Raw genomic sequence first — 25517 nt, forward strand, 5'->3', positions numbered from 1 at the left:
GCCGCCGTTGACATCCTAGGGCATCTATGTTTCCTTAATGGCTCTAAAGAATCTAGAGCCATTAAGGAGAGAGTGTGGAATCTCATCCGTGGTGCATCGGCCTCGCGGCCGTGGTGCTCGTCACGGCCGTGTGGTGGGGGCTGTCCAGAGCGGCCCGCGTCCGGCGGCGCAAGGACTCCTGACATGGCCCGCACGATGCGCGACCGCCTGTTCGGCAAGTACGCCATGGAGGCGACCGTCACCGTCGCCGAGCAGGTCACCCCCGCCATGCGCCGGATCCGGCTGGAGACCGACCGGCCCGTCGCCTTCCCCTACACCCCCGGCCAGCACATCAGGATCCAGCTGAAGGACCCGCTGTCGGTCTCGGGCATCCTGCGCCCGGCCGAGACCTTGCGCACCTACACGATCTGGGAGCTCGGCCCCGACCGGAAGGCGATCGAGTTGCGCGTCCACCTGTACGCGGGCGACGGCATCGGCCTGACGTGGGCGCGGGCGGCCCGGCCCGGTGACCGGACGGCCTTCTGGTGGCCGCAGGGCGACTTCTTCACCCGCGAGGCCGACTTCCACGTGTTCATCGGGGAGGAGACCGCCGGTGCCGCCTTCGGGCCGATGATCCGGGCGCTGGAGGACTCGGCCGAGGTGTACGGGGTCCTGGAGGGCGAGTCCCCTGAACACGACCTGCCCATGCCCGGGGCGCGGCCGCTGCGCCGCGTCCACCGCCACGGCGCCCCCGCCGTCTCCTCCCGGGTGCTGCTCGACGCCGTGGCCGGGCTCGACCTGCCGGGCAACGCGGGGGCCGCCTACGTGGCCGGGGAGGCCAGGACCTGCCAGATGGTGCGCGACTTCCTGGTGCGCGAGCGCAACTGGCCGCGGGCCTCGATCACCACCAAGCCGTTCTGGGCCCCGGGCAAGCGGGGCCTGCACTGACCGTCAAGGAGACACGCACGTGAAAGCGATCATCGTGGGAGGCGGCATCGGCGGACTCGCCGCGGCCGTCGCCCTTCACCGGCGCGGCTGGCAGGTGGACGTCCTCGAACGCGCCGCGGAGTTCACCGAGGTGGGCGCGGGTCTGACCGTCCAGCCCAACGGCCTGCGCGCGCTGGACGTCCTCGGCCTGGGCGACCGCCTGCGCGCCGGCGGGCCGGCCGACCCGCCGGCGGGCATTCGCAGCAGGAAGGGGGACTGGCTGATCCGCAACGACATCGACGGCCTCAGACGGCGCTTCGGCCCGTGGGCGACCGTGCACCGGGCCGACCTGGTCGACCTGCTGAGAGCGGCCGTGCCGCCCGAGGCCCTGCGGCCCGGCATCGAGGTCCACCACGTGAAGCCCGACGGCACGGTCCACCACAGCGGCGGCGCCTCCACCGCGGATCTTGTGGTGGGCGCCGACGGCGTGCACAGCGTGACCCGGCGCTCCCTGTGGCCGCACGCGGCCGGGCCGCGCTACGTCGGCTACACCGCCTGGCGCTTCATCGCCCCGCCTCAGCCCGTCGAGGGAAGCGCGGAGACCTGGGGCAGGGGGGAACGGTTCGGGTACGTGCCGATGCCCGACGGCCGGGTCTACTGCTATGCGATGGCCAACGCGCCGGCGGGCTCCCGTCTCGGTCCGGCCTCGCTGCGCCGGCGCTTCGCGGGCTGGCACCACCCCGTCCCCGCGCTGCTCGACTCCGCGCAAGCGGAGGCGGTGCTGCAGCACGACGTCTGCGAGCTGCCGGCACTGCCGACGTACGTCTCCGGGAACGCCGCCGTTCTCGGAGACGCCGCCCACGCCATGACCCCCAACCTGGGACAGGGCGCCTGCCAGGCGCTCGAGGACGCGGTCACGCTCGCGCACGCGGTGGACGCCCTCGGCGTGCGCAGGGGACTTCAGGCGTACGACCGCGCCCGCAGGCCGCGCACCCAGCTGATCGTTCGCCGCTCCCGTCAGGCCGGCGCCGCCGCGCACTGGACCTCCGCCCCGCTGACCACTCTGCGGGACGCCGTCCTCCCCCTCCTGCCGGACGCGCTCCTCGGCCGCTCGCTCGCCCCCGCCTACACCTGGACCCCCGGGGAGAAAGGCCTCCCATGCGCCTCCCACGCCTCCTGATCGTCCTCGTCGGAGTGATCACGGCGGTCAGCGCCGTCCTCGCCGACCTCGTCATCCCCGACCTGGCGGCGCAGCATGCCTTCAACCCGGCCTGGCCGCCCCACGCCAAGTTCCACGACGCCCAGTACATGGTGATGACCGTGCTCCTCGGCCTCATCGGCCTGGTCCTCGCGCTGCGGCGGGGCCGGGACGCGCGCGCCGGGCTGCTGTGCGCGGCCGCGGTGCTGGCCGTCCCCTGGCTCGGCATGGCCGGCGCGCTCCTCTTCCCCGGCACCGCCACCTACGACCCGGAGTTCGCCGAGCGGACCGTCTTCGTCCTCGGCCTGCACGGGCAGGTGTTCATGGCGATCGTCCTGCTGCTGATCCTGTCGGGCGCGGCAGCGGCGATAGGGCGCATGCCCGCAGGCCCCGCCGTCCCGAGGAGGCGGTGATCGCCTAGCGGGGCCCGCAGCGCATCGACCACGTGTCGGGCCGGAGGGGGCGGGGACGAGGCTTCGCCTGGTGGCCGATGGGCGGGGACCGTCCGTCCGGAGAGGCGCCGCGGTCATCTGTACGGCACGGGCGATCCGTGCGAGTCTGTCCGCACCCAGAAGGCGATCAAGGACGGATGCGACATATGACGGCGGCACTCCTCGTCCCATCGATGTGGCCGCAGGGCGCCGGCCCGGTCGGTCTCGCGGCGTCGGCGCGGCCGGCCGCGCCCGCGCCGGGGGTGGGCTGGGTCGAGCTGCTCATGATCGCCTGCGCGATCGTGCCCGCGCTGTTCTTCGCCCTGGTCAAGGGCGAGTCCGGCGGCCGGTCCAGGACGGGGTGCCTGGGATGGCCGCTGAAGCTGTGGACCCTGTGGGCGGGGGCGAACGTGATGGCGTATCCGGCCGGGGTGCTGATGTACTCGGGCACCGCGGAGCTGGACCGGCACCCCGAGGTCTGGCTGGTGGCCGCCGCGTCGCCGTTCGCCGCGCTGGCGGTCGCCTGGTGGTTCCGTCCCGTCCTGCCGCCGCTGCACTGGCCGTACCTGGTGCTGCGGGCCGCGCTGCTGCTGGCGGCGTGCGTCACGGCGGTGCTCGCGGCCGAGCGGAGCGGGCTGCCGGTCACGTCGGTCTCCGGGATCTGGGGCGGCGCCTCGCTGGCGGCGGCCCTCGTCTGCGTCGCGGCGTGGCGGATGGCGGACGGGCTCGCGCCGCTGCCGCAGCTGGCGGGGGCGGCGGCGGTGCTCGGCGGGTGCGTCGCGGTCGGCGCGACGACCGGGATCGACGGCCTGGCGGTGCTGACCGGGGAACCGGCGGGGTCGGGCGCGGCGCTGTGGGCGGCCTTCCTGGTGGCGGTCCTCCTGGTGGCCGCCGTCGGCCTGCTGGGATCGGCCGTCTGGCGGCTCGTCCGCCAGGCGCGCACCGGGACGCTGAACCGGGCGGCCGACCGCTCCGGCGGTCTCTGGCCGCCCCGGCCCGGTCAGGTCTGGTACGCCACCGTGCCCTTCCGGGAGGACGGCAACGAGTCGAAGGACCGGCCCGTCCTGGTGCTGCGCGCCTCCGCCGGGCACGCGGACGTCCTGAAGATCACCAGCCAGGACAAGACCGGGATGCCGAGCCACCTCCACCTCCCCCTGGCCGCCTGGCACCGGGTGCTGAACAAGGAGAGCTGGCTGGAGCTGAGGGTGACCCCGCTGGCGTACGCGAACTTCCACGACGTGCAGGGGCTGTGCCGGCCCGACGTCTGGCGGGAGCTCGGCAGGCGGGGCCTGCGGTCCGGTGGCCGGGCGGACGTCCCGGCGCCGCGCCGGGGATCGAGGAGGAGAGCGCCGGGAAGGCGGTGAACGGCGGCGTACGGACCTCCGGCCCGCGACCGGCTCATCGGCCCCGACCGCCGGTCCGAGGCGCCGTCGGCTCCTCGGACGCGGAAGAACCGGGCGTGCGGCCCGCCGTCGCCGGCCCGGCGGTCCGGGCCGCGCGTCGGCGGATCAACCGGATGCCCGGAGGGCAGTATCACCGGCTTCACCAGGCGTGTCAACCATAAATAAACCTTAAATAAACTTTTATATTGACATGGGTTGTGGCGTGCGGTTACATCTTCGTGACTTCAGCCGTAACGGTCATCTCAGACGGACGCCGCGTCGCGACGGCGTCCTCCGTACGGCGGGCGGGCCGCAGGCCGCGCCCTGCAACGACCACAGAGCGGAACCACCCATGCGCAGACGCCGTCCTCTTCTCACGACCCTGGCCGCGGCCCTCTCCCTGGCCGCCGCCCTGGTCACCACCGCGGGCAACGACCCGGCGGAGGCCACCGTCGCCCCCGTCACCTGGTCCGACGAGTTCAACGGCGCCGCCGGGACCTCCGTCGACGCCTCCAAGTGGAAGTTCGACATCGGAGGCGGCGGCTGGGGCAACAACGAGCTGCAGTACTACACGAACTCGGCCCGGAACGTGTACCACGACGGGCAGGGCCACCTCGCCATCACCGCCCGCAAGGAGAACCCGTCCGGCTACCGGTGCCACTACGGGTCCTGCCAGTACACCTCGGGCCGGATCCTGACCGCGGGAAAGTTCAGCCAGGCGTACGGCCGGTTCGAGGCCCGCATCAAGATCCCCAAGGGGCAGGGCATCTGGCCGGCGTTCTGGATGCTCGGCGGCAACGACTGGCCGAACACCGGTGAGATCGACATCATGGAGAACGTCGGCAAGGCGCCGAACACGGTGCACGGCACCGTGCACGGTCCCGGCTACTCCGGCGGCGGCGGCATCGGCGGGAGCCGCACGGTCGGCGCCCCGCTCGGCGACGCCTTCCACACCTACCGGGTCGACTGGTCGCCCAACCTGATCGTCTGGTACCTGGACGGGTCGGAGTACTTCCGCCTCACGCCGTCGGGTGTCCGCGGGAACAAGTGGGTCTTCGACCACCCGTTCTTCATGATCCTCAACGTGGCGGTCGGCGGCAACTGGCCGGGCAGCCCCGACGGCGGCACCGCGTTCCCGCAGACCATGCTGATCGACTACGTCCGCGTCTCCGCGACCGACGAGAAGCCCGGCAACCCCGGGACCCCCGGCACCCCCGGGGCCGGGAGCGTGCTGAAGTCGAAGCTGAACGGCCGCTGCGTGGACATCCCCGGCGGGAAGGCCGCCGACGGCGTCCGGCTGCAGATGTACGACTGCAACGGCAGCGCCGCCCAGAAGTGGTCCCTCAACGGCGACGGCACCGTGAGCGCGATGGGCATGTGCATGGACGCCGCGGGGGCGGGGACCGCCAACGGCACGCCGATCCAGCTCCACCCGTGCAAGGGCAACGCCGCCCAGCAGTTCCGGCTCAACCCGGCCGGTGACCTGGTCAACCCGGTCTCCAACCGGTGCGTGGACGTGGTGGACCTCAACCCCGCCAACGGCGCGCGGCTCCAGCTGTGGGACTGCGCCGGCACGGCCAACCAGAAGTGGACGCGCGGCTGACCTCCGACCGGTGCGCAGGCCGGCGGCGGATGCCGCCGGCCTGCCGTCAGCCGGCGGGGAAGGCGCCGCCCACGGAGTAGGTGACCAGGGAGGTCAGCACCTCCTTGACCGAGTCGCGTTCGCGCACGTCGCACAGGAGGATCGGGGCGACCCCGTCCAGGCCCAGCGCCCGCCGTACCGTGACCGGGTCGTGGCGGCGGGCGCCGTCGAAGCAGTTGACGGCGACCACGAAAGGCAGGCCCAGCTGCTCGAAGTAGTCCACGGCGGGGAAGCAGTCCTGCAGGCGGCGGGTGTCGGCGAGCACCACGGCGCCGAGCGCGCCCTGGGCCAGCTCGTCCCACATGAACCAGAACCGGTCCTGGCCGGGCGTGCCGAACAGGTAGAGCCAGAGGCCCTCGCGGATGGTGATGCGGCCGAAGTCGAGCGCCACGGTCGTGGTGGTCTTGGCCTCCACGCCTGAGACGTCGTCCACGCCGACGCCGCGCTCGCTCAGCACCTCCTCGGTGTGCAGCGGCCGGATCTCGCTGATGGTGCCGACCATGGTCGTCTTGCCGACGCCGAAGCCGCCCGCGACGAGGATCTTGATCGCCATCGCCGGATCGGCGACCGCCGCCGACGCCGGCTCAGAGCCTGCGTAGTCCATGCAGCACCTCCCTGTAGATGCCCTCGTCGATCGTCTGCGCGGCCGGACGCGGCCGGTCGATGGTCACCAGGCCCTCCCGCCGCAGGTCGCCCAGGAGCACGCGGGTGACGTTGAGCGGCAGCCCGAGGTACGCCGCGACGTCCGCCACCGGGGTGGGCCGGCGGCACAGCGCGAGCGCGGCCAGGTGCTCGGGGACCAGCCCCGCCGGTTCGGCCGGTGCGCCGGCGGCGGTGACGACGGCGGTGACGATGGCCACCAGGTCGAAGGACTCGCCCGCCGGGCGGGCCCGGCCGCCGGTCAGCCCGTAGAGCCGGATCAGCGGGCCCGGATCGTCTCCCGTCACGGCCGCGCGCCGTTCCAGGCGGGCGCCGGAGCCGCCGTCCTCGGCTGCGCGGACAGGTGGTCGCCGACGCGCTTGACCAGCAGGGCCATCTCGTAGGTGACCATGCCGAGATCGGCGTCGTGGGCGGCGAGTACGGCGAGCCGGGCGCCCTGCCCGGCCGCGGTGACGAACAGGAAGCCGCCCTCCAGTTCGATGATGGTCTGCCGCACGCCGCCGAGGCCGAAGTGCCGTCCCGCCCCCTGGGCGAGGCTGTGGCTGCCCGCGGAGATGGCGGACAGGTGCTCGGTGTCCTCCCGGGTCAGGCCCTGGGACCCGCCCATGGCCAGGCCGTCGGAGGAGAGCACGATGGCGTGCCGGATCCCGGGGACGCGCCGGGTGAGGTCGTCCAGCAGCCAGCTGAGCTCAGTTCTGGGGTCGGCCATCGGGGTGGCCCTCCTTTCCGTTCCGCGGGTCGTTCCACGGCTCGCCGCGCCGCTCGGCCTGACTGCGGCCCCGCTGCCAGCCGCGCTGCATGGACGACATGCGGTCGAGGATCTCCTCGGGTGATCGGTGGACGGGGGGGTCGGGCGGCGGCGCCGGACGCGACCGGCGCAGCTGGGGGGCCAGGCTGGCCTGCCGTACCCGTACGGGCAGCCCGTCGAGGTCGTCGGGGACGTCGAGGTCGTCGGGGTCGTCGGGGGCGTCGGGGGCGCCGGGGGCGCCGGGGGCGCCGCCGCCGGGTTCGCGCCGCGGCGGGAGGGAGCGCCCGGTCTCCGCCACGGGGCGGGACGGGAGGGGCGGGGCCGGCGGCGGAGGCGCCGCCGCCGGCGTGAAGAGCGACCGGGGCGCCGCGGCCGGTACGGCGCTCAGCGCCCGGCGGGCGCCGGCGCCGTCGCCGTCGCCGTCGCCGTCGACCGGGTGGCCGGTGCGGGCGGTGAGCTCGCCGCGCGGCACGGCGGACGGCGGCTCGGGGCCGGCGAGGACGGCGTTGGGGAGCATCACGATCGCGGTGGCGCCGTCGTAGGGGGAGGGCCGCAGCACGACCCTGATCCCGTGCCGGGCCGCGAGCCGGGAGACGACGAACAGGCCCAGCCGGTCGCTGTCGGCCGGGTCGAACTCCGGCGGGTCGGCGAGCCGGTCGTTGAGCGCGTCGACGCAGACCTGCCCCAGGCCCAGGCCGCGGTCCTCGATCTCGATCGAGAATCCGTTGGCCGCCGGCATGCCGCGGACGTGGATCGCGGTGCCCGGCGGGGAGAAGGCGGTGGCGTTCTCGACCAGCTCGGCGACCAGGTGGATCACGTCGGTCACCGCGCCGCCGACGAGCAGCGGCGCGTCGGGCATCGGCAGCACCGTGACGCGGGTGTAGTCCTCGACCTCCAGTACGGCGCTGCGCACCACGTCGACGACCGGCACCGGGTCGCGCCACCGGCGGCCGGGCGCCGCGCCGGACAGCACGATCAGGTTCTCCGCGTGGCGGCGCATGCGGGTGGTCAGGTGGTCGACCTTGAACAGGTCCTCCAGCGTCTCGGGATCCTCGGTCCTGCGCTCCATCGCGTCCAGCATCGCGAGCTGGCGGTGGAGCAGGGCCTGGTTGCGCCGGGCCAGGTTGAGGAAGACCTGGCCGACGCCCTTGCGGAGCACGGCCTGGCCGACCGCGGCCTCCACCGCGGTCCGCCGGACGGCCGAGAAGGCGCGCACGACGCCGTCCACCTCGGCCGTCTGCGAGGGCGCCGGTTCGGGGGCCTCGGCGGCCGGGTCGACGTCCTCGCCCCTGCGCAGCCGCTCGACCAGCCGGGGCAGCCGCTCCTCGGCCAGTTCCGCGGCAGAGGCCCGCAGCCGCGTCAGCTCTCTGACCAGGGAGCGGCCGAACCGGTAGGACAGCAGGATCGAGGCGACGACGGCGAGCAGGCTCAGGCCCAGGACCAGCCCGATCCGCCACAGCGCCGCGGCCTTGAGCGTGTCCCCCTTGGCCCCGGCGCGGGCCAGTTCCCGCTGCACGTTGGAGTCGAAGGCGGCGAGGACGGACTCGGAGTCGCGGTTCCACACGGCGCCGTCCACCGGCGGCGCCGCGCCCTCCAGGCCCCCGAGGCTCCCGGACCAGGCGGCGATCTCGTCCTCGGCCGCCTGGAAGCGCCGGTAGGCGGTGGCGGCGGCGAGTTCCCGGTGCATCGCCCGCAGTTCGGGGCCCATGTCGCGCTCGGCGGTGGCGAGCACGAGCCTGCGGCCGGTCATCGCCGCGACGAAGGCGGTGTGCTCGGCCGGGGTCATCTCGCCGCGCGCGAGCGCGACGGTGAGGACGGCGCGTTCCCTGGCGATGTACTCGGGGGCGCCGGAGTAGGAGGAGAGCCCGCGGATGATGCGGTAGGAGGGCACGTCGGTGAGCGTCTCGGCGGTGGTGAACTGCCGCTGGGCCAGGCTGACGAGGCCGTTGTAGCCCTCGGTCACCTGGAGCGGGGGCACCTGGCCGCCGTCGGCGGAGGAGCGCAGCGCGCCGAGCCCGTTCAGGGCCTTCAGCAGCGAGCGCATGCCGTCGGCGGTCTCGTCCGCCGCGCCCTGCAGGCCGATGGAGGCGACCAGCTCACGCAGACGCGCCGCCGAGCCGTCGGTGGCCCGCCGCTGCTCGTGGAGGACGGCCCGGCTCCCGGGGCGCGCGGCGGCCTCGGCGGACAGCTGCCGCTCCCGGCGCAGCTGCCCGACCAGCGCCTGCACCGGAGCGCCGACCTCCTGCCACCGGCTCTGGCTCTGGGCGATGCCGGAGATCTGGGCGACGGTGGAGTAGGCGTTGTAGCCCCACAGGACGACCAGGGAGATCAGCGGGATCAGGAGGATTGCGAGGATCTTCGTGCGGATCGGCCGGGGGGTGCTCATTCATCGTGTCCAATTCCGCGCGGTCCTGCGCGGGGGCGGCCGCGGGCAGCGGTCGGCCCCCCGAGGATCGCGGCCGCGACGGGGGTGCGCTGTGATCTGCCCCACTATGCCGTCGGGGTGGAATGGGCTCAAGGTGTCGATTGCGAAGATTGCATATCGATGGGGTCACCGTGGATGACGACGCCGTCACCCCGGGCGGTCCCGGGACGCCCCTCAGCGCCGGGCCCGGAGCGGTCCCGGGACGCCCCTCAGCGCCGGGCCCGGTGCCGGGCGATGCGCTCCCGGAACCAGTGGTAGGACGCCTTGGGCGTGCGCCGCTGGGTGGCGAAGTCGACGTGGACCAGACCGAACCGCTGGTGGTAGCCCTCCGCCCACTCGAAGTTGTCCAGCAGCGACCAGACGTAGTAGCCGCGGACGTCCACCCCCTCGGCCGCGGCCCGCTCCAGCGCCGCGAGGTGCCCGTCGAGGTAGGCGATCCGCTCGCGGTCGTCGACCGTGCCGTCCGGGCCGGGCTCGTCGTGCTGCGAGCAGCCGTTCTCGGTGACGTAGACCGGGGGCAGGGCGTCGCCGTACCTCGCCTTCAGGCCGGTCAGGAGCTCGTGCAGGCCGTCGGGGACGACGGGCCAGCCGAAGGCGGTGACGGGGTGGCCGGTGATCCCGGCGTCGGTGAACGGCAGGCCGAGCGCGGCGGCCCCGGCGTCGGGGGCGGCGATCCGGGTGGGATTGTAGTAGTTGACGCCGAGCCCGTCGAGCGGGGCGGAGACGAGCTCCAGGTCGCCGTCGCGGACGCAGTCCAGCGCCGCGCCGTACGCGTCGAGGTCCGGATAGGTCCCCAGCAGGACCGGGTCGGTGAACAGCCGGTTGTGCAGGACGTCGTAGGCCTCGGCGGCGGCCAGGTCGGCGGGGTCGGCCGAGGCGGGCCGGACCGGGGTGCAGTTGTTGGTGATCAGCACGCGCCCGGCGCCGCGCGCCCGGAGCGCCGCCGTGGCCAGGCCGTGGCCGAGGAGCTGGTGGTGGGCGGCGGGCAGGGCGCCGGTGAGCAGGACCTGGCCGGGGGCGTGCACCCCGGTGGCGTAACCGAAGGCCATGTGGACGAAGGGCTCGTTCAGGGTGATCCACATCGGGATCCGGTCGGCGAGCCGGTCGGCCACCAGGGCGGCGTAGTCGGCGAAGCGGTGGGCGGTGTCGCGGGAGAGCCAGCCGCCCGCGTCCTGGAGGGGCTGGGGCAGGTCCCAGTGGAACAGGGTGGCGGCCGGGACGATGCCCTCCGCGAGCAGGGCGTCGGTCAGCCGGTCGTAGAAGTCGAGGCCCGCGGGGTTGGCCGGTCCGCTGCCGCCGGGCTGGACCCGGGGCCAGGCGATGGAGAAGCGGTAGGAGTCCACGCCCAGGCCGGCCAGGAGGGCGACGTCCTCGGGCCAGCGGTGGTAGTGGTCGCAGGCGGTGTCGCCGGTGTGGCCGTCGCGGACCCGGCCGGGCTCGTGGGAGAAGGTGTCCCAGACGGACGGTCCCCGGCCGTCCGCGGAGACGGCGCCCTCGATCTGGTAGGCGGCGGTGGCGGCACCCCAGAGGAACATCCTCACCTCCTGGTTGTATGAGTACTGCTCATGTTAGCTCGCGGTACGGCCTCATGGGAGATGATGAGGCAATGACGAACGTCCCCGGGGGAACGCTGCGCCGTCGCCCCGCCCAGCGGCGGAGCGTGGAACGGGTCGAGCGCATGCTGGACGAGTGCGCCAGGCTGCTGGACGAGGTGGGCTACGAGGCGCTGACCACCAAGGAGGTCGCGCGCCGCGCGGAGGTGCCGATCGGGACCTTCTACCAGTTCTTCTCCGACAAGCAGGGGCTGGTGCGCGCGCTCGCCGTGCGCAACCTGGAGGCGTTCCTCGACCGGATCACCACCCGGCTCACCGGTGCCGCGCTGTCCGACTGGACCGACATGGTGGACCTGGCGATCGACGAGTTCGTCGCCATGAAGCGCTCCACCCCGGGCTTCGGCGTCGTGGACTTCGGCGAGGTGCTGCACGCGCCGGGCGGTCCGGCGCTGCGGGGGACCGAGCGCATGCTCGACACCGCGCTGGAGAACAACGTCGTGGTGGCCGACCGCCTCCGGGGGATCAGCATCGAGGTGCTCGGCGCCCCGGCGGGGGCGGAGCTGGACCGGGCGCTGGTCGTCGCGGTGGAGGCGGCCGACGCCGTGCTCAAGCTCGCCTTCCGGACCCGGCCGGAGGGCGACCCCGAACTGGTCGACGAGTGCAAGCTCATGGTCCGCCGCTACCTCTCCGCCCGCCTGCCGTAGTGCCCGCCCGCCGTGGCGCCCGCCTGCCGTAGCGCCCGCCCGCGGTGGCGCCGAAGGGCCGCCCGTCGTAGTGCCCGCCGGGGAGGTGCGTCAGGAGACGGCGTCCAGCCGGGCGCGGAGCTCGTCGTCGAGTTCGACGTCCAGCGCGCCGAGGGCCTCGTCGAGCTGCTCGACGCTGCTCGCGCCGACGATCGGGACGGCGGCCGGGGAGCCGCCGATCAGCCAGGCCAGGACCACCTGGTTCACGGTGGCGCCCAGCTCGGCCGCGACCTCCCGCAGCACGGCCAGGCGCCGGGTGGTGCCCGGGTGGTCGAAGGCCGGGTCGAAGGGGCGGTCGGCGCGGGTGTACCCGCCGCTCATCAGCGTGCTGTACGCCCACAGGGTCACGCCGGGCTCCTCGCGCAGGTAGTCCAGGGTGTCGTCGTTGACCACCGTGTGCCCGGAGGACTGCAGCGGGGCGCCGGGCCGGGGGCGGACGTAGGAGTGGCGCAGCTGCAGGTGGGAGTAGGCGGTCCAGCCGTTCTCCCGGGCGACGTTGCGGGCGCGCTCGAACCGCCAGGCGGGGATGTTGCTGGCGCCGGTCTCCCGCACCTTGCCCGCCCGGACCAGCCCGTCGAAGGCGGCGAGGGTCTCGGCCGGCGGGACCGACCGGTCCTCGATGTGCGCCCAGTGGACGTCCACGCGGTCGGTCCCGAGCCGTCGGAGGCTGCCCTCGATCGCGGCCTCGACGGCCCGCGCGGACAGGCCCTCGGCGGAGTCGAGCGTGCGGTCGCCGGGGACGGTCGGCCGGGCGCCGCACTTGGTGCTGATCACGACCCGGTCGCGGTTCCCCCGTGCGGCCAGCCAGCGGCCGATGGCCAGCTCGCTCTCGTCGCCGGTCGCCCCCTCGTACCAGAAGGGGTAGTTGTTGGAGGTGTCCAGCAGCGCGCCGCCCGCCTCGGCGAAGCGGTCCATGATCGCGAAAGCCGTGGCGTCGTCGACGGTGGTGCCGAACGGGATGGTGCCCAGGGCGAGGGGGATGTGCGTCATACGGCCCAGGGTGGAAGCTGGAGCGCGCTCCATGTCAAGCCGCCCGCGGCGGCGGCCGGAGAGCTTGACCTGGAGCCCGCTCCAGGTGCCATGCTTCCGGGCATGAGCGTGTACACACCGGGACAGGTCGCCGAGGAGACCGGGTTCAGCCTCGACACCCTGCGGTACTACGAGCGGATCGGGCTGCTGGAGCCGATCGGCCGCAACGCCGCCGGTCAGCGCCGCTTCACGCAGAAGGACATCGGCTGGCTGGGCATGATCAGGTGCCTGCGGGACACCGGCATGCCGATCGCGGAGATGCTCCGTTTCGCGGAGCTGACCCGGCAGGGCGAGCACACGATCCGCGACCGGATCGCGCTGCTGGAGGCCCACGACCGCCGGGTGGAGGCCCAGGTGGACAACCTGCGGGAGAAGCAGACCGCGATCCGCAACAAGATCGGTTACTACCGCGGGGTGGTCGGGGCGGGCCGCGGGCGGCGGTGACGCGGTCTCCCCGCGGTACGGCGGGCTGCGCGCACGGGGGACGCGGGCGGTCGTGACGCGGGCGGTCGTGACGCGGGCCGTACGGGGCTTTTGCCGTGCGGCGGGGGGCCCTTTCCGGGCCGGCTGTTAGACCGGAAGCCGGACCTCGGGGAGGGGACCCGCCATGGCCGCACCGCGCGCGCGACGGATGGACATCCCGCTGAGGCACGTCGCCGCGGCGTGCGGGGTGATGCTGTTCGCGCTGCTCGGGAAGGCGACCTGGATCCAGGTGTTCGACGCCGCCGGGCTGCGGGAGAGCCCGTACAACCAGCGGACGCTGACCGCGCGGTTCGAACGGCCCCGGGGGGAGATCCGGCTGCGCGACGGCACCGTCGTCGCGACCAGCCGCCTGGAGCGCGGGGACGGGGGCCGCCCCCGGTACCGGCGGTTCTATCCCGGCGGCTCCGTCTACGCGCCGGTCACCGGGCACCTGTCGTTCTACGCCGCCACCGGGATCGAGCGGGCCGAGGACGCGCTGCTCTCCGGGACCGACTCCCGGGTGAGGATCCGCTCGATCGTGGACGGGACCGCGGCGGTGGGCGCGGCGGTCGGGCTCACGATCGACGGGCGGGCGCAGCGGGCCGCCTACGAGGGACTGCGCGCCACCGGCCGGCCCGGGGCGGCCGTCGCGATCGACCCGGCCACCGGCGCGATCCTGGCGATGGCCTCCTACCCGTCCTACGACCCGAACCTCTACACCACGTCCGACCTCGCCGTACTCGACCGGACCGACCGGCGGCTGCAGGCCGATCCGGGCCGCCCGCTGCTGAACCGGGCGATCCGGCAGACCTACCCGCCCGGCTCCGCCTTCAAGATCGTGACAGCCGCGGCCGCGCTCGCCTCGGGCGACTACCGGCCGGGAACGCGCGTCGCCGCCCCCGCCGTGTTCCGCCTCCCCGGCGCCTCCGTCCGCCTGCGCAACTACCGGGGGACGGCCTGCGGCGACGGCCTCCCGTCCCTGGCCCACGCGTTCAAGGTGTCCTGCAACACCCCGTTCGCGAGGATCGGGGTCGGTCTCGGTCAGGACGTGCTGCGCGAGCGGGCCGAGGCGTTCGGGTTCAACGACGGCGGCCTCGCGGTGCCGCTGCCCGCGGCCCGGAGCGTCTACCCGGCCGGGATGGACCGGGCGCAGACCGCGATGTCCGCGCTGGGCCAGTTCGACGACCGCGCCACCCCGCTCGTGCTCGCCATGCTCTCGGCGGCGGTCGCGGGCGACGGCTCGCTCATGCGCCCCCACCTGGTGCGGGAGGCGCGGCTCGGGGACGGGACGGTGATCGCCGAGGCGGAGCCGTCCCGCTACCGCCGCGCGCTGAGCATCCGCGACGCCCGGCGGCTCACCGCCATGATGACCGGGGTCACCCGGCAGGGCGGCACCGGCAGCGCCGCCGCCCTGCCGGGTGTCGAGGTGGCGGCCAAGACCGGGACGGCCGAGAACGCCGGCCGGGACCACGCCGTCTTCACCGGCTTCGCCCCGGCGGACTCCCCCCGGGTGGCCGTGGGGGTCGTCGTCGAGGGGGGCGGCTCCGGCGGCCGGGTGGCCGGTCCCGTCGCGAGGGCGATCATGCGGGCCGTACTGCGGTGACCCCCGCCGGCCGGCGCGGGCAAAGGGCGGTTCACGGATCGTCGACGGAACCGCGTATCCGATGGGGCGGCGCGGCGGGGGGAGCCAGGATTCATCCGTGGCGGGCCTGATCGGGTGACGGGGTGAATCGTGGATGCGACGGAGATGCGCCGGGCGGTCCTGCCCGACGACGGGGACCGGGCGGTCCTGCCCGACGACCGGGACCGGTGGGACGACGGGCGGGCGGCGCGGGGTCTCACCTCCGTGGAGATCGTCATCCCCGTCCTGAACGAGGAGCGCGCCCTGCCCGGGTGCATCCGGACCGTGCACCGCTTCCTGACGGACTTCTTCCCGCCGGCCTGGACGGTCACCATCGTCGACAACGGCAGCACCGACGCCACCTGGGAGACGGCCCAGCGGCTCTCCCGGACGATGACGGGGGTGCGGGCCCGCAGGCTGGAGCGGCGCGGCAAGGGGATCGCCGTCAAGGAGGCCTGGAGGGACAGCGGCGCCGACATCGTCGCGTTCATGGACGTCGACCTGTCCACCGGCCTGCACGCTCTGCTCCCCCTGGTCAGCGCGGTCGCCTCGGGGCACTGCGAGATCGCCATCGGCACGCGGCTGGCCGGGGGGTCGCGCATCGAGCGGGGGGTGCGGCGGGAACTGATATCCCGCCTGTACAACGGGATGCTCCGGATCGGCTTCGCGGCGGACTTCACCGACGCGACCTGCGGGTTCAAGGCCGCCCGGACGGACGTCGTCCGGCCGATCCTGGACCGGGTCGAAGACGACGGGTGGTTCTTCGACACGGAGCTGCTGCTGGTCGCCCAGTACAACGGGGCCCGCATCGTGGAGATCCCGGTCGACTGGGTGGAGGACGCCGATTCGCGGGTCGACGTGTGGAGGACGGCCGCGGCCGACTTCCGGGGGCTCGCCCGGGTGTCGCGCGCGATCTCGCGCGGCCGGGCCCGGGTGGAGATCCCGCCGGTCCCCGCGCTGCGCCCGGCGCATCCGGACGCGGTGCTCCGCGCGCCCCGCATGGAGAGGTCCTGGGACGTCCTGCTGTTCTCCGCGGTCGGGCTGGTCTCCACCGCGCTGCACGTGCTCCTCTACCGGGCGCTGCGCGACGTCTTCTCGCCCGAGGCGGCGAACCTGGTCGCGCTGTCGGTCACCTCGCTGGCGAACACCGAGGCGAACCGGCGGTGGACCTTCAACCGGGCCTGCGGGCCGGATCTGCGGACGCACGCGCGGGCCGGGACGCTCTTCGTCCTCACCTACCTGGTGACGACCGCGGCGATCCGCCTCTCCGCGGTCCTGCATCCGGATCTCCACCGCGGCGGGGAGAGCCTCGTCCTGGTGGCGGCGGCCATGACGGTGGTGTTCCTCCGGTTCACGCTGCTGAAGAGGTGGGTGTTCGGGACGGCCCGCGACGGCCGCGACGGAGGGCGGCGGGCGGGATGAGGGGCCCGGACCCGGAAGCGGCCGGCGGCTCCGGCGCACCCGGCCCCCGACCGCCCCGGCCCTGCGCGCCGCCGCTCGCCGTCCGGTCCGTACGGCGGGCGCGGGCCGTCGCCCGGTGGTCCATGCGGCGGGCGCGGGCCGCCGTCCGGCCCGTACAGCGGGCGCGGACGGCCGCCCGGCCCGTAGGGCAGGCGTGGGCCGTCATCCTGCCGATGCTCGGACTGGGCGGCGCGATCGCGTTCCTCGGCTCCCGCGTACGGCCGGCGTCGGACGACTACCGTCTGATCGTCTTCACCCGTGAAGGCGGGATCCCGGGCATCGTGGCCGAGTTCCGCGACCGCCTCACCGGGCGGGTGGGGAACGCGTTCCTGGCCGGGATCGCCTACACCGACCCCGGCCTCGGGATGCGCGTCTGCGGGGCGGCGACCTACGTCCTGCTCTCCGCGGCCGTGGCCCTGGCCTGCCACGGGGCGCTGAGGCGGCTGGGGTTCGCCCCGACGCGGACGGTCCTGCTCCTGACGGGCCCCGGTCTGGCGGGGATCGCCCTGCTGACCCAGCCCCGCGCCTACCAGACGCTCTTCTGGATCCCGGGCGTCGTCTCGCACGTGGTGCCCCCCGCGGTGATCACGGCGCTGGCCGGGATCGCCGTGCGGGCGCGGAGGCGGGGTCAGCGGGTCGCGGTCTGTGCCGCCGCGCTGCCCGTCGGCTGCTTCCTGGGCACGACGAGCGAGGCGGTCACCCTGGTGTGGCTGGCCCTGACCGGTCTCGCCCTGGTGACCGCCGCGGTCCTGCGCGGGAGGGCGGGCTCGGGCCAGGCGGTCTCCTTCGCGCTGGCGCTGGCGGCGGGGCTGCTCGGCGGCCTGGCTCTGCTGGCGCTGTCTCCCGGCGGGAGCCGGCGGCGTCCCCCGGGCGTCGGCGTCCTGGACCCGCGGCTCCTCCAGGACGCCCTCGCGATGTCCGGGGCGGCGCTGTACCGGGCGTTCCTCGGCGCCGCGCCGTTCGCGGCCCTGGCGATCGGGGTGCTGGCGGCCCTGCTGACCGGCGGCGGGCGGCGGTGGGCCCGGCGGCCGCGGTGGTCGTCCCGGTCCCGCGCGGAGCGGGCCTGGATCCTGGCGCTCCCCGCCGCGGCGGCCCTGTCGTCCGTCTTCGCCGTGCAGTACGCGCTCAGGTACGGCTACGGCCCGCCCGGCGCCTGGGTGGCCTACCGGGCCTGGTTCAACGCCAACCTCGTGCTCGTCCTCGCGGCGGCCTGCTACGGGTTCCTCGCCGCCGGACCGCTCTCCGCGGCCCTGCGGCGCCGCGGCCCGCTGCCGCCGGGCGTCCTGGGCACCGGTGCGTGCCTCGTCGCGCTGGCGGTCGTCGCGGCGTGCGCGGCCGACCTCGGGCACCTCGGCCGGCGGATGGCCGAGCGGGCGGTCGCCTGGGACGTGCGGGCCGCGGCGGTCGAGGAGGCGCGGGCACGGGGCGAGACGGTGATCCCCTACCGGCGCCTGCGCATCGCGGGGCTCCGGGAGGTCTCCCGGCATCCGGGCAGCTGGATCAACGTCTCGATCGCCCGCTTCCACCGGGTGGGCGGGGTCGTCGTCCGGCGGGCGGCCGGTCAGCGGGAGTAGGCGCGGGCCTGCAGGCCGTACAGCTCGGCGTAGAGGCCGCCGAGCTCCATCAGCTCGGCGTGGGTGCCCTCCTCGGTGACCTTGCCGTGGTCGAGGACGTAGATCCGGTCGGCGTAGCGGACGCTGGCCAGCCGGTGGGTGATCAGCAGGACGGTACGGCCGTCGGCGTGCTCGCGGACGCGTTCGAAGAGCGCGTGCTCGGCCCGGGCGTCGAGGGCGGCGGTGGGCTCGTCGCAGATCAGCAGCGGGGCGTCCCGGTGGAAGCCCCGGGCGACCGCGATCCGCTGCCACTGCCCGCCCGACAGCTCCTGGCCGTCCTTGAACCGCCGGTCCAGCAGCGTGTCGTAACCGTGCGGCAGGTCGGCCACGACCTGGTCGGCCCCGGCCACCTCGGCCGCCGCGACCAGCGCGGCCTCCCCCTTGTCCGTGCCCATCGTGATGTTCTGCCGGGCGGTCAGCGGCCAGCGGGTGTGGTCCTGGGCGATGACCGCGATGCGCCGCCGGAGCCCGTCGGGGTCCACCTCGGACAGGTCGGTGCCGTCCCAGCGGACGCGCCCGCCGTCGGGCTCGTAGAGACCGGACAGGATCTTCGCCAGGGTGGTCTTGCCGGAGCCGTTCTCGCCCACCAGCGCGACCACCTCGCCCCGGTCGAGGCGGACCGAGACCCCCTGCAGGGCGGGAGAGTCCGACCCCGGGTAGGTGAAGACGACGTCCTCGGCGGTGATCCGCTCGAAGCCCTCCGGGACGGGCCCGGAGGTCCGGGAGGTCAGCCGCGCCTCGGCGTCGGCGCAGAAGCCGAGGAAGTCGGTGAAGTAGAGCCCCTCCTCGTACAGGCGGTTGGTGGCGTACATCAGGTTGGCGAGGTAGGTCTGCCCGGAGCGGATCGCCAGCACGGCGGTGCCCGCCACGGCCAGCGGGACCGCCCCGGCGGCCAGCAGCAGGCCGAGGGCGACGTAGACCAGGGCGGTGCCCACGCCGCTCAGTCCCTCGCCGAGCACCCGCGTGACCGTCTGCCGCCGCGCCAGGTCCAGCAGGACGGCCTGCTCGGCCCGGGAGACCGCGTCGTACATCCGCATCAGGAAGCCGCGCATCGTGAACGAGCGCACCTCGGCCGCCGGCTCGCGGTCCGCCAGGAGCTGGGCGGTGATCCACTTGCGCCGGGCGGCGGGGATCAGCCGGTACATCGTGGTGTAGCGCATGCGGGCCGCCCGGACGGCGGCCCAGGCGTCGGGCAGCACCGCGAGCACCAGCAGCGGCAGCAGCACGGGGTGCAGGACGCCCAGCACGCCCGCGGCCGCGACGATGCCGATCGCCGCGGTCAGCACGTCGATGGCCGTGCGGACCACCTCGTCGGCCATGGACACGCCCCGCGCCCTGGCGCGCTGCAGTGCGTCGTGGAAGTCGGGGTCGTCGAAGGCGGCCAGGCCGACCCGGCTGGTCAGCCCGTAGAGGCGCTCCTCGGCGATCCGGCTGACCTGGGGGTCCAGCCGGGACTGCGCCCAGCCCGCGCCCGCCTGGGCGAGCGTGCGGAAGGTGGCGGCCACGCCCACCAGGACCAGGCCGGGCAGGGCCGCCCTGACCCGCTCCGGGGTGGGGCCCGCCTCGAACAGGGCCGTCAGCACCCCGGTGGTGGCGAGCAGGCCGAACGCGGTGAAGACGCCGCTGAGCAGGCTCAGCGCGATCGTGACGGCGGTGTCGCGGGGGCTGGCCAGCCAGGCCAGCCGTACGGCCTGGGCCACCAGGGCGGGCAGCCGCCGGGCGACGGTCAGGAACCCGACGCCGACCAGCTCGTCCGCGTGGGCGTACCACTCGGTGAGGTTGATCTCACCGAGCTCCGGGGCGCCGGGGCCGGTGCCGTCGGTCTCCTCGGTGCCGTCTCCGGGGGCGTCAGGCTCTGGAGCAGGGGATTCCGGGAGAGGGTCCTGAGAGGTGTCCGCCATGTCCGCAGTCTGAATCGTCGCGAGCGGGGCCGCCATGGTTCGGGGCTGTCCATCATGGGACAGCTCCGGCGGACCGGGGAGAAGATCCGGCGGCCGGGGCGGGCGGATCCGGCGGCCGGGGTGGGCGAGGCCGTCATCCGCTCTCCCGCCGGGGCCCGCCGTGCTCGCCCCGATCCCCGCGGCGGCGGCTTACGTCCTGCCCGCCCGGTCCCGCACGTCCTGCCCGGCCAGCGCGTCACCGAGTGCGGTCCGGTGGTAGAGCACGCTGCGGCCGGTGCGGGCCCGGGCGACCAGCCCGGCCTCGCGCAACGCCGCGAGGTGGCCGCCGACGGTACCCGGTCCCAGGCCGAGCAGGACGGCCAGTCGGCTGGTGGTCGCCGGTACGGCCAGCTCCAGCAGGATGCGGGTCCGGCTCCGGCCGATCAGCCCGGCCAGCCCGGCCGCGCCGCCCCCGGGTTCGGGCGGGATCCCGGTGCCGCGCGCCGGGTAGGAGAGCGCGTACGGCCAGGCGTGCTCGAAGTAGGAGCCGATCCCGACGGGGAAGACCGACGGCAGGAAGAGCACGCCCCGGCCGTCCAGCCGTAGCGTCTCGCCGGAGCCGGAGCCGGAGCCGGAGCCGGAGCCGGAGCCGGAGCCGGATTGGACCTCGATGACGCCGTCCGGCAGCCAGCGGGCCTTGGGCGCCAGGTCGTCGAGGGCCGCGGCCCAGCCGTACGTCGCCAGGCGGCCCGCCCGCTGGACCACGTCCCGCTCCAGGATGGCGTGGAAGCGCGGCCAGACGGGGGCGACGATCTCCTCCCAGGCGTGCCGGAGCGCGTCGGCGAACAGCGTCACCACGTCCGGCGAGAACAGGACCCGGAGGACCTCCTCCGGCGGGCGCGCCATGCCCTCCAGGTTGCGGGCGATCTCCTCGTGCGCCTGGGCGACGGGCGTGGCGCGCACGACCGCGAGCTCCTCCTCGACGGGCGTGTTCACGCCGACCGGCGGAGGGGCGGGGAAGTCGGCGTTGTAGGCGTGGTCGCGAAAGAGCGCGGTCATCGGTCCCAGCCCCGGCTCTGCGGCCAGCAGCCGGCCGTACGGCTCCCGCATCCGGTCGGTCCAGGCCCGCCACGGACCGGCGTCCTTCTTGCCGGACAGGACCCAGAGCGCCTGCTTGGTCGTGACGAGCGGGGAGATCGCGAACCGGCTCGCCACCAGGTCACCGGGGCTGACCTCGATCCGGTAGACCACGGGTGCGCCTCCTGCCGCCGCCCCGGGACACGTCCCGTCGCGGCCTTTCGGGGATATCCGAAACATTAGCCTCCCGGTGGCGCTCCCCCCGATCATCGGGCGCATGACGAGCACACGAGAGCGCGGCGCGACCTACGGCGAGGTCTTCGCCGCGGACGGATTCCGGGTGCTGTTCGGGGGCTTCGCGCTCCTGGTCGTCGGCGACCAGGTCAAGATGCTGGCCCTGGCGGCGCTGGTGCACGCGCGGACCGGTTCCGCGGGGCTGTCGGCGGCGGCGTACATGCTCGGCTTCCTGCCCTACATCGTGGGCGGCACCCTCCTGATCTCGCTGGCCGACCGGATCCGGCCGCGCCCGCTGATGATCGCCGGAGAACTGGTCAGGGCGGCGACCTGCCTGCTGCTGGCCCTCGCCGGGATGCCCGTCTGGGCGATGCTCGCGCTGGTCCTGGCCACCGGCGTGCTCTCCCCGGTGTTCGGGGCGGCCCGCACCGCGCTCCTGCCCGACCTGCTGGTGGGGGACGCGTTCGTGCTCGCCAGGTCGGTGCTGAGCATGACGGCGGCCGGGGCCCAGATCGGCGGGCTCGCCCTGGGCGGCGGGCTGCTCGCCGCCACCGGGTCGGAGGGGGCCCTGCTGGTCACCGCCGGGCTCTCCGCCGTCGCGGCGGTCGTCCTGCGGGCGGGGCTGCCGGACCTGCCCGGCCGGGACCGGGACGGGGGCCGGGGCGGCCGGGGCCGGGGCGGCGCCGTACGGGAGACGCTGCGGGTCAACCGGGCTCTGCTGGCCGACGCGCGGGTGCGCGGACTGCTGCTGGCGCAGTGGCTCCCGGTCTCGTTCGTGACGGGCGCCGAGGCCGTGTTCGTCCCCTACCTGGGCGGCACGGCCGGGATCGGGCTCACCGCCGCGTCCGCGGGCCTGGCGCTCGGCAGCTTCGCCGTCGGCCGGTTCGCCTCCCCGGAGGACCGGGAGCGGCTGGCCCTGCCCCTCGCGGCGGCGGCGGGCGTGCCCCTGCTCGGGTTCGCCCTCGGGCCGGGGCTCGCCGGGACCGCGCTGCTCGCCCTGCTCGCCACGGCGGCCGCCGGCTCCTACGCGCTGGGGCTGCAGCGGCGGTTCGTGGACGCGACGCCGGAGCCGGTCAGGGGCCAGGCCTTCGGCCTGCTCAGCGCGGGTGCGATGACCGGCCAGGCGGCGGGCGCCGCACTGGTGGGTCTGGCCGCGGAGTGGACCGCCCCCCACCTGGCGATCGCCCTCGCCGGAGCCGCGACCATCGCCTGCTCGGCGGCCCTGCACCGGTCCCTGCGGCCGGAGGCCATGGGCGGATGATCGATGCCGTCTGGAATTTTCTCTCATATATGAGATAAAGTCTCTCATGTGAGATACGTGGACCCGCGGCCCGCCCAGGAGGCCGCCCCGGAGACCGGGACGGAGCGGATGGAGGCCCGGCTCGCGGCCCGGCTGGCCGGGCTCCGGACGGAGCGCGGCTGGTCGCTGGAGGAGCTCGCGGGCCGGACCGGGGTGAGCCGCTCGACCCTGTCGCGGCTGGAGCGCGGGGAGATCAGCCCGACGGCGGCCCTGCTCGGCAGGCTGTGCACCGCCTACGAGCGGACGATGTCCAGGCTCCTGGCCGAGGTGGAGTCCGAGCCGCCGCAGCTGGTGCGCGCCGCGGAGCAGCCGGTGTGGCGGGACGAGGCGTCGGGCTTCACCCGCCGGTCGGTCTCCCCGCCCCACGCCGGCCTGCGCGGCGAGGTCGTCGAGGGCGTGCTGCGCCCCGGAGCGGACATCTCCTACGACGGGTCGCCCGTGCCGGGGCTGGAGCAGCACATCTGGGTGCTGGAGGGAGAGCTGGAGGTCACCGCCGACGGTCACGCGCACGAGATCCGGGCGGGGGACTGCCTGCGGTTCCGGCTCTGGGGCCGCTCGCGCTTCCGCTGCACCGGTTCCGGACCGGTCCGCTACGCCCTGATGCTCGTCCTGCCCTGAACCCGTACGGACCGGTCGTACGCCGGACCCGACAGGAGGCCCGCATGACGCACACGATCACGCGCCTGTCCGCCGAGGAGTTCCGCGACAGCGTGCGGGAGCTCGCCGGACTACTCGCCGACGCCGTCGACGGCGGCTCCTCCCTGGGCTTCCTCGCCCCCCTCGACCGGGACGCGGCGGCGGTCTGGTGGCGGGACCGGGAGCCCGCCGTGGCCGACGGCAGCCTCGCCGTCTGGGTCTCCCGCGGCGCCGGAGGCGTCGACGGCACGGTCGGCCTCGCCTTCGAGGGCAGGGCCAACGGCAGGAACCGGGCCGAGGTCGTCAAGCTGATGGTCCACCGCCGCGCCCGGGGCCGAGGGCTGGGCCGCGGGCTGCTCGCCGCCGCCGAGCGGGCCGCCGCCGAGGCGGGAGCCACCCTCCTGCTCCTGGACACCGAGACCGGCAGCGCCGCGGACCACCTGTACGGCGCCGCCGGCTGGACCCGCTACGGCGTCGTCCCCGACTACGCCGCCGACCCGGCCGGCTCCCTGCGGGACTGCAGTTTCTACTACAAGCGGATCGGCTGATCCGGCTCCGGGACCCCGGATCGCCCGGCCGGTGCCCGCCGCGGTCCCCGGGAAGTCTCCTCCTCCGGAGACGGGACCGCCGCGAAGACTGGGTAGGACCGTTGGATGACCGGGAATCCGCGAGAGAGGGGCGGGCCCGGCCGGGGACGGGGGAGTGAGGGGACGGCCCCCGAGAATCGGCGAGCGGTGGAGCGATGACCGGGGAACGGTGGAGCGATGGCCGGGGTTTTGGTCGTGGACGACGATCCGGACGTGAAGTTCGTGGTGAGTCTCGTGCTCAAGCGGTCCGGGCACGACGTCGTGACGGCCGGCACCGGGCAGGCGGCCCTGGAGATCGCCGCCCGGGAGATGCCCGACGCCGTGATCCTGGACTGGGTGATGCCGGGGCTGTTCGGTCCCGAGGTGTGCCGCAGGCTGCGGGCGATGCCCGGAGGCGACCGGGTGGCGGTGATGATGCTGACGGTCCGGGTGGGAGAGGGGGACATGGAGGCCGCCTTCCGGGCCGGGGCCGACGACTACATGATCAAGCCGTTCGGCCACGAGGAGTTCGTGGCGCGGGTCGAGGGCATGCTCGCCCGGGCGGCGCGGCCCGGCTCCGACCCGGACCGATGGCCCTGACCGGTGCGGCTCCGGGGACCGATGGCCCTGACCGGTGCGGCTCCGGGAACCGGCGGCCCTGACCGGTGCGGGTCAGGGCCGCCGCTCCCCGGAGCCACGTGGGACGAGCCGGGCCGGCAGCTCGATGCGCTCGGCGGGACCGGTGTCGCCGGCCAGGCGGCGGAAGAGCAGCTCGGCGGCCGTCCGGCCCAGGTCGGCGGGGTCCTGGGCGACCACGCTCACCCCGGGCGTCAGCAGGTCGGCCAGCTCGAAGTCGTCGAAGCCGACCAGCGGCGGGCGGTGGCCGGAACGCAGCAGCGCCACGGTGATCCGGCCGTTGCCGGTGAACACGGCCGTGGGCGGGTCCGGCTCGGCCAGCATCCGCTCCAGCGCGGCCCCGGCCCGCCCCGGCGGGCCCGTCGCGATCAGCGCCCCGTCGGCGGGCAGGCCCGCGTCGCCGAGCGCCCGGCGGTAGCCGCGCAGGCGCTCGGCGGCGGTGAAGATGGTGGTGCGGTCGCCGAGGAAGGCGATCCGGCGGTGGCCGTGGCGGATCAGATGGGTGACCCCGGCGTGCGCGCCGCCGGCGTTGTCGCAGAGCACGGTGTCGACGTCCAGCCCGCCGGGGCGGTCGGCGAAGACGGCGGCGACGTCCGCGGCCAGCTCGGGCCGCAGGTAGTCGTGATCGGTCCCGGCGGGCACGATGACCAGCCCGTCCACCCGGCGGGCGCAGAAGGCGAGCACGAGTTCCCGCTCGCGCCGCGGATCCTCCCCGGAGGAACCACTGAGCACCAGTGAGCCGTGGCGCAGCGCCACGTCCTCGACCGCCCGGCTGATCTCCGAGTAGAACGGGTCGGCGACGTCCTCGATCACCAGCCCGATGGTCGCGGTCCGGCCCCGCCGGAGCACCCGGGCGCTCTCGTTGCGCCGGTAGCCGAGCCGTTCGATGGCCGCGGCGACCCTCTCGGCGGTGGCGGGGCTGACCCCGGGCTCCGCGTTGACGACCCGGGAGACCGTCTTGAGCGCCACGCCGGCCGTCGCCGCGACGTCCTTCATCGTGGGCCGCCCCCGGATGCTCTCCGTCACGCTCCGATCATCGCCCGGGCCGCACCGGTGGACGACGTCGTCACGGCGTTCCGGTCCCGGGGCCGCCTCCGGCACCTCCCGGCGCCCGTGCTCCCTCTCCCCGCTCTCCACGTCCGGCGTCGCGGTCGGCCGGGCCGCGTCCGTCACCTCGGCGGCGGCCCCGCCCCGTGCGGACATCCCGGAGAGCAGCCCGTCCGGCCCGGACGGACCCGGCGCCCCTGCCGACATCGCGGCCACCTTCCCTCGCCTCCCTCCAGCGTGTCACGGAGCCTGCCGGGCTTCGGGGCC

The 25517-nt window shown here is 74.9% G+C and carries 23 protein-coding genes; 14 read left to right on the forward strand and 9 right to left on the reverse strand.

Annotated features, from left to right (window positions below; all coding sequences use genetic code 11):
- The first annotated feature begins 183 nt into the window (after positions 1 to 183).
- From HS045_RS14765 to HS045_RS14785, 5 genes are all read left to right on the forward strand, one after another.
- Entirely contained in the window at positions 184 to 927 is a 744-nt protein-coding gene (locus tag HS045_RS14765; RefSeq protein WP_196451927.1) for a siderophore-interacting protein, read from the forward strand.
- A 19-nt stretch (positions 928 to 946) separates the two neighbouring features.
- Complete coding sequence (locus HS045_RS14770; RefSeq protein WP_196451928.1) at positions 947 to 2086, forward strand: FAD-dependent monooxygenase; 1140 nt, start codon at positions 947 to 949, stop codon at positions 2084 to 2086.
- On the forward strand, positions 2065 to 2517 hold the full coding sequence (locus HS045_RS14775; RefSeq protein WP_196451929.1) for a DUF6640 family protein: 453 nt from the start codon (positions 2065 to 2067) through the stop codon (positions 2515 to 2517). The genes HS045_RS14770 and HS045_RS14775 overlap by 22 nt, the downstream gene beginning before the upstream one ends.
- A gap of 185 nt (positions 2518 to 2702) precedes the next feature.
- A complete protein-coding gene (locus tag HS045_RS14780; protein ID WP_196451930.1) occupies positions 2703 to 3899 on the forward strand; it encodes a hypothetical protein in 1197 nt (398 codons plus the stop codon).
- Positions 3900 to 4269: 370 nt separating this feature from the next.
- Positions 4270 to 5520, forward strand: a complete 1251-nt coding sequence (locus tag HS045_RS14785) for a family 16 glycosylhydrolase (RefSeq protein ID WP_196451931.1) — start codon at positions 4270 to 4272, stop codon at positions 5518 to 5520.
- Between the two features lie 46 nt (positions 5521 to 5566).
- Here the strand turns inward: HS045_RS14785 and HS045_RS14790 are convergent, their stop codons facing one another.
- From HS045_RS14790 to HS045_RS14810, 5 genes are all read right to left on the reverse strand, one after another.
- A complete protein-coding gene (locus tag HS045_RS14790) occupies positions 5567 to 6163 on the reverse strand; it encodes an ATP/GTP-binding protein (protein WP_196451932.1) in 597 nt (198 codons plus the stop codon).
- Positions 6144 to 6506 (reverse strand): DUF742 domain-containing protein, encoded by a 363-nt coding sequence (locus tag HS045_RS14795; protein ID WP_196451933.1) that lies wholly within the window; start codon positions 6504 to 6506, stop codon positions 6144 to 6146. The genes HS045_RS14790 and HS045_RS14795 overlap by 20 nt, the downstream gene beginning before the upstream one ends.
- Positions 6503 to 6928 (reverse strand): roadblock/LC7 domain-containing protein, encoded by a 426-nt coding sequence (locus tag HS045_RS14800; protein ID WP_196451934.1) that lies wholly within the window; start codon positions 6926 to 6928, stop codon positions 6503 to 6505. The genes HS045_RS14795 and HS045_RS14800 overlap by 4 nt, the downstream gene beginning before the upstream one ends.
- Positions 6909 to 9353, reverse strand: a complete 2445-nt coding sequence (locus HS045_RS14805; RefSeq protein ID WP_196451935.1) for a nitrate- and nitrite sensing domain-containing protein — start codon at positions 9351 to 9353, stop codon at positions 6909 to 6911. The genes HS045_RS14800 and HS045_RS14805 overlap by 20 nt, the downstream gene beginning before the upstream one ends.
- A 248-nt stretch (positions 9354 to 9601) precedes the next feature.
- A complete protein-coding gene (locus HS045_RS14810) occupies positions 9602 to 10927 on the reverse strand; it encodes a GH1 family beta-glucosidase (protein WP_196451936.1) in 1326 nt (441 codons plus the stop codon).
- A 71-nt stretch (positions 10928 to 10998) separates the two neighbouring features.
- Between HS045_RS14810 and HS045_RS14815 the strand changes: the two genes are divergently transcribed.
- Complete coding sequence (locus HS045_RS14815; protein WP_196451937.1) at positions 10999 to 11649, forward strand: TetR/AcrR family transcriptional regulator; 651 nt, start codon at positions 10999 to 11001, stop codon at positions 11647 to 11649.
- A 90-nt stretch (positions 11650 to 11739) separates the two neighbouring features.
- Here the strand turns inward: HS045_RS14815 and HS045_RS14820 are convergent, their stop codons facing one another.
- Positions 11740 to 12678: an aldo/keto reductase gene (locus HS045_RS14820; protein ID WP_196451938.1), complete on the reverse strand. Its 939-nt coding sequence runs from the start codon at positions 12676 to 12678 to the stop codon at positions 11740 to 11742.
- A 102-nt stretch (positions 12679 to 12780) separates the two neighbouring features.
- Here HS045_RS14820 and HS045_RS14825 point away from each other — a divergent pair, with 102 nt between their 5' ends.
- The 4 genes from HS045_RS14825 to HS045_RS14840 all read left to right on the forward strand — a co-directional run bounded on the left by HS045_RS14825 (position 12781) and on the right by HS045_RS14840 (position 17835).
- Complete coding sequence (locus HS045_RS14825) at positions 12781 to 13161, forward strand: MerR family transcriptional regulator (protein ID WP_230884041.1); 381 nt, start codon at positions 12781 to 12783, stop codon at positions 13159 to 13161.
- A gap of 163 nt (positions 13162 to 13324) precedes the next feature.
- Entirely contained in the window at positions 13325 to 14782 is a 1458-nt protein-coding gene (locus tag HS045_RS14830) for a penicillin-binding protein 2 (RefSeq protein WP_196451940.1), read from the forward strand.
- Positions 14783 to 14911: 129 nt separating this feature from the next.
- Complete coding sequence (locus HS045_RS14835) at positions 14912 to 16222, forward strand: glycosyltransferase (RefSeq protein ID WP_307827527.1); 1311 nt, start codon at positions 14912 to 14914, stop codon at positions 16220 to 16222.
- A complete protein-coding gene (locus tag HS045_RS14840) occupies positions 16219 to 17835 on the forward strand; it encodes a DUF6056 family protein (protein ID WP_230884042.1) in 1617 nt (538 codons plus the stop codon). Before HS045_RS14835 ends, HS045_RS14840 begins: the two co-directional genes overlap by 4 nt.
- Here HS045_RS14840 and HS045_RS14845 read toward each other — a convergent pair.
- Complete coding sequence (locus HS045_RS14845; protein WP_196451942.1) at positions 17823 to 19775, reverse strand: ABC transporter ATP-binding protein; 1953 nt, start codon at positions 19773 to 19775, stop codon at positions 17823 to 17825. The genes HS045_RS14840 and HS045_RS14845 overlap by 13 nt on opposite strands.
- A 189-nt stretch (positions 19776 to 19964) precedes the next feature.
- On the reverse strand, positions 19965 to 21005 hold the full coding sequence (locus HS045_RS14850) for a helix-turn-helix transcriptional regulator (RefSeq protein WP_196451943.1): 1041 nt from the start codon (positions 21003 to 21005) through the stop codon (positions 19965 to 19967).
- Between the two features lie 103 nt (positions 21006 to 21108).
- On the opposite strand from HS045_RS14850, the gene HS045_RS14855 reads away from it, so the two are divergent.
- The 4 genes from HS045_RS14855 (at position 21109) to HS045_RS14870 (ending at position 24167) form a co-directional block, all read left to right on the forward strand.
- Positions 21109 to 22326, forward strand: coding sequence for an MFS transporter (locus HS045_RS14855; protein ID WP_196451944.1), 1218 nt, complete (start codon positions 21109 to 21111; stop codon positions 22324 to 22326).
- Positions 22327 to 22374: 48 nt separating this feature from the next.
- A complete protein-coding gene (locus tag HS045_RS14860) occupies positions 22375 to 22983 on the forward strand; it encodes an XRE family transcriptional regulator (RefSeq protein ID WP_307827528.1) in 609 nt (202 codons plus the stop codon).
- 44 nt (positions 22984 to 23027) lie between these two features.
- Entirely contained in the window at positions 23028 to 23549 is a 522-nt protein-coding gene (locus HS045_RS14865) for a GNAT family N-acetyltransferase (protein WP_196451945.1), read from the forward strand.
- Between the two features lie 216 nt (positions 23550 to 23765).
- Positions 23766 to 24167, forward strand: coding sequence for a response regulator transcription factor (locus tag HS045_RS14870; RefSeq protein WP_196451946.1), 402 nt, complete (start codon positions 23766 to 23768; stop codon positions 24165 to 24167).
- 72 nt (positions 24168 to 24239) lie between these two features.
- Here the strand turns inward: HS045_RS14870 and HS045_RS14875 are convergent, their stop codons facing one another.
- On the reverse strand, positions 24240 to 25457 hold the full coding sequence (locus HS045_RS14875; protein WP_230884043.1) for a LacI family DNA-binding transcriptional regulator: 1218 nt from the start codon (positions 25455 to 25457) through the stop codon (positions 24240 to 24242).
- Positions 25458 to 25517 lie beyond the last annotated feature (60 nt).

This window comes from Planomonospora sp. ID82291 (genome assembly GCF_015711645.1).
GTDB lineage: Bacteria > Actinomycetota > Actinomycetes > Streptosporangiales > Streptosporangiaceae > Planomonospora.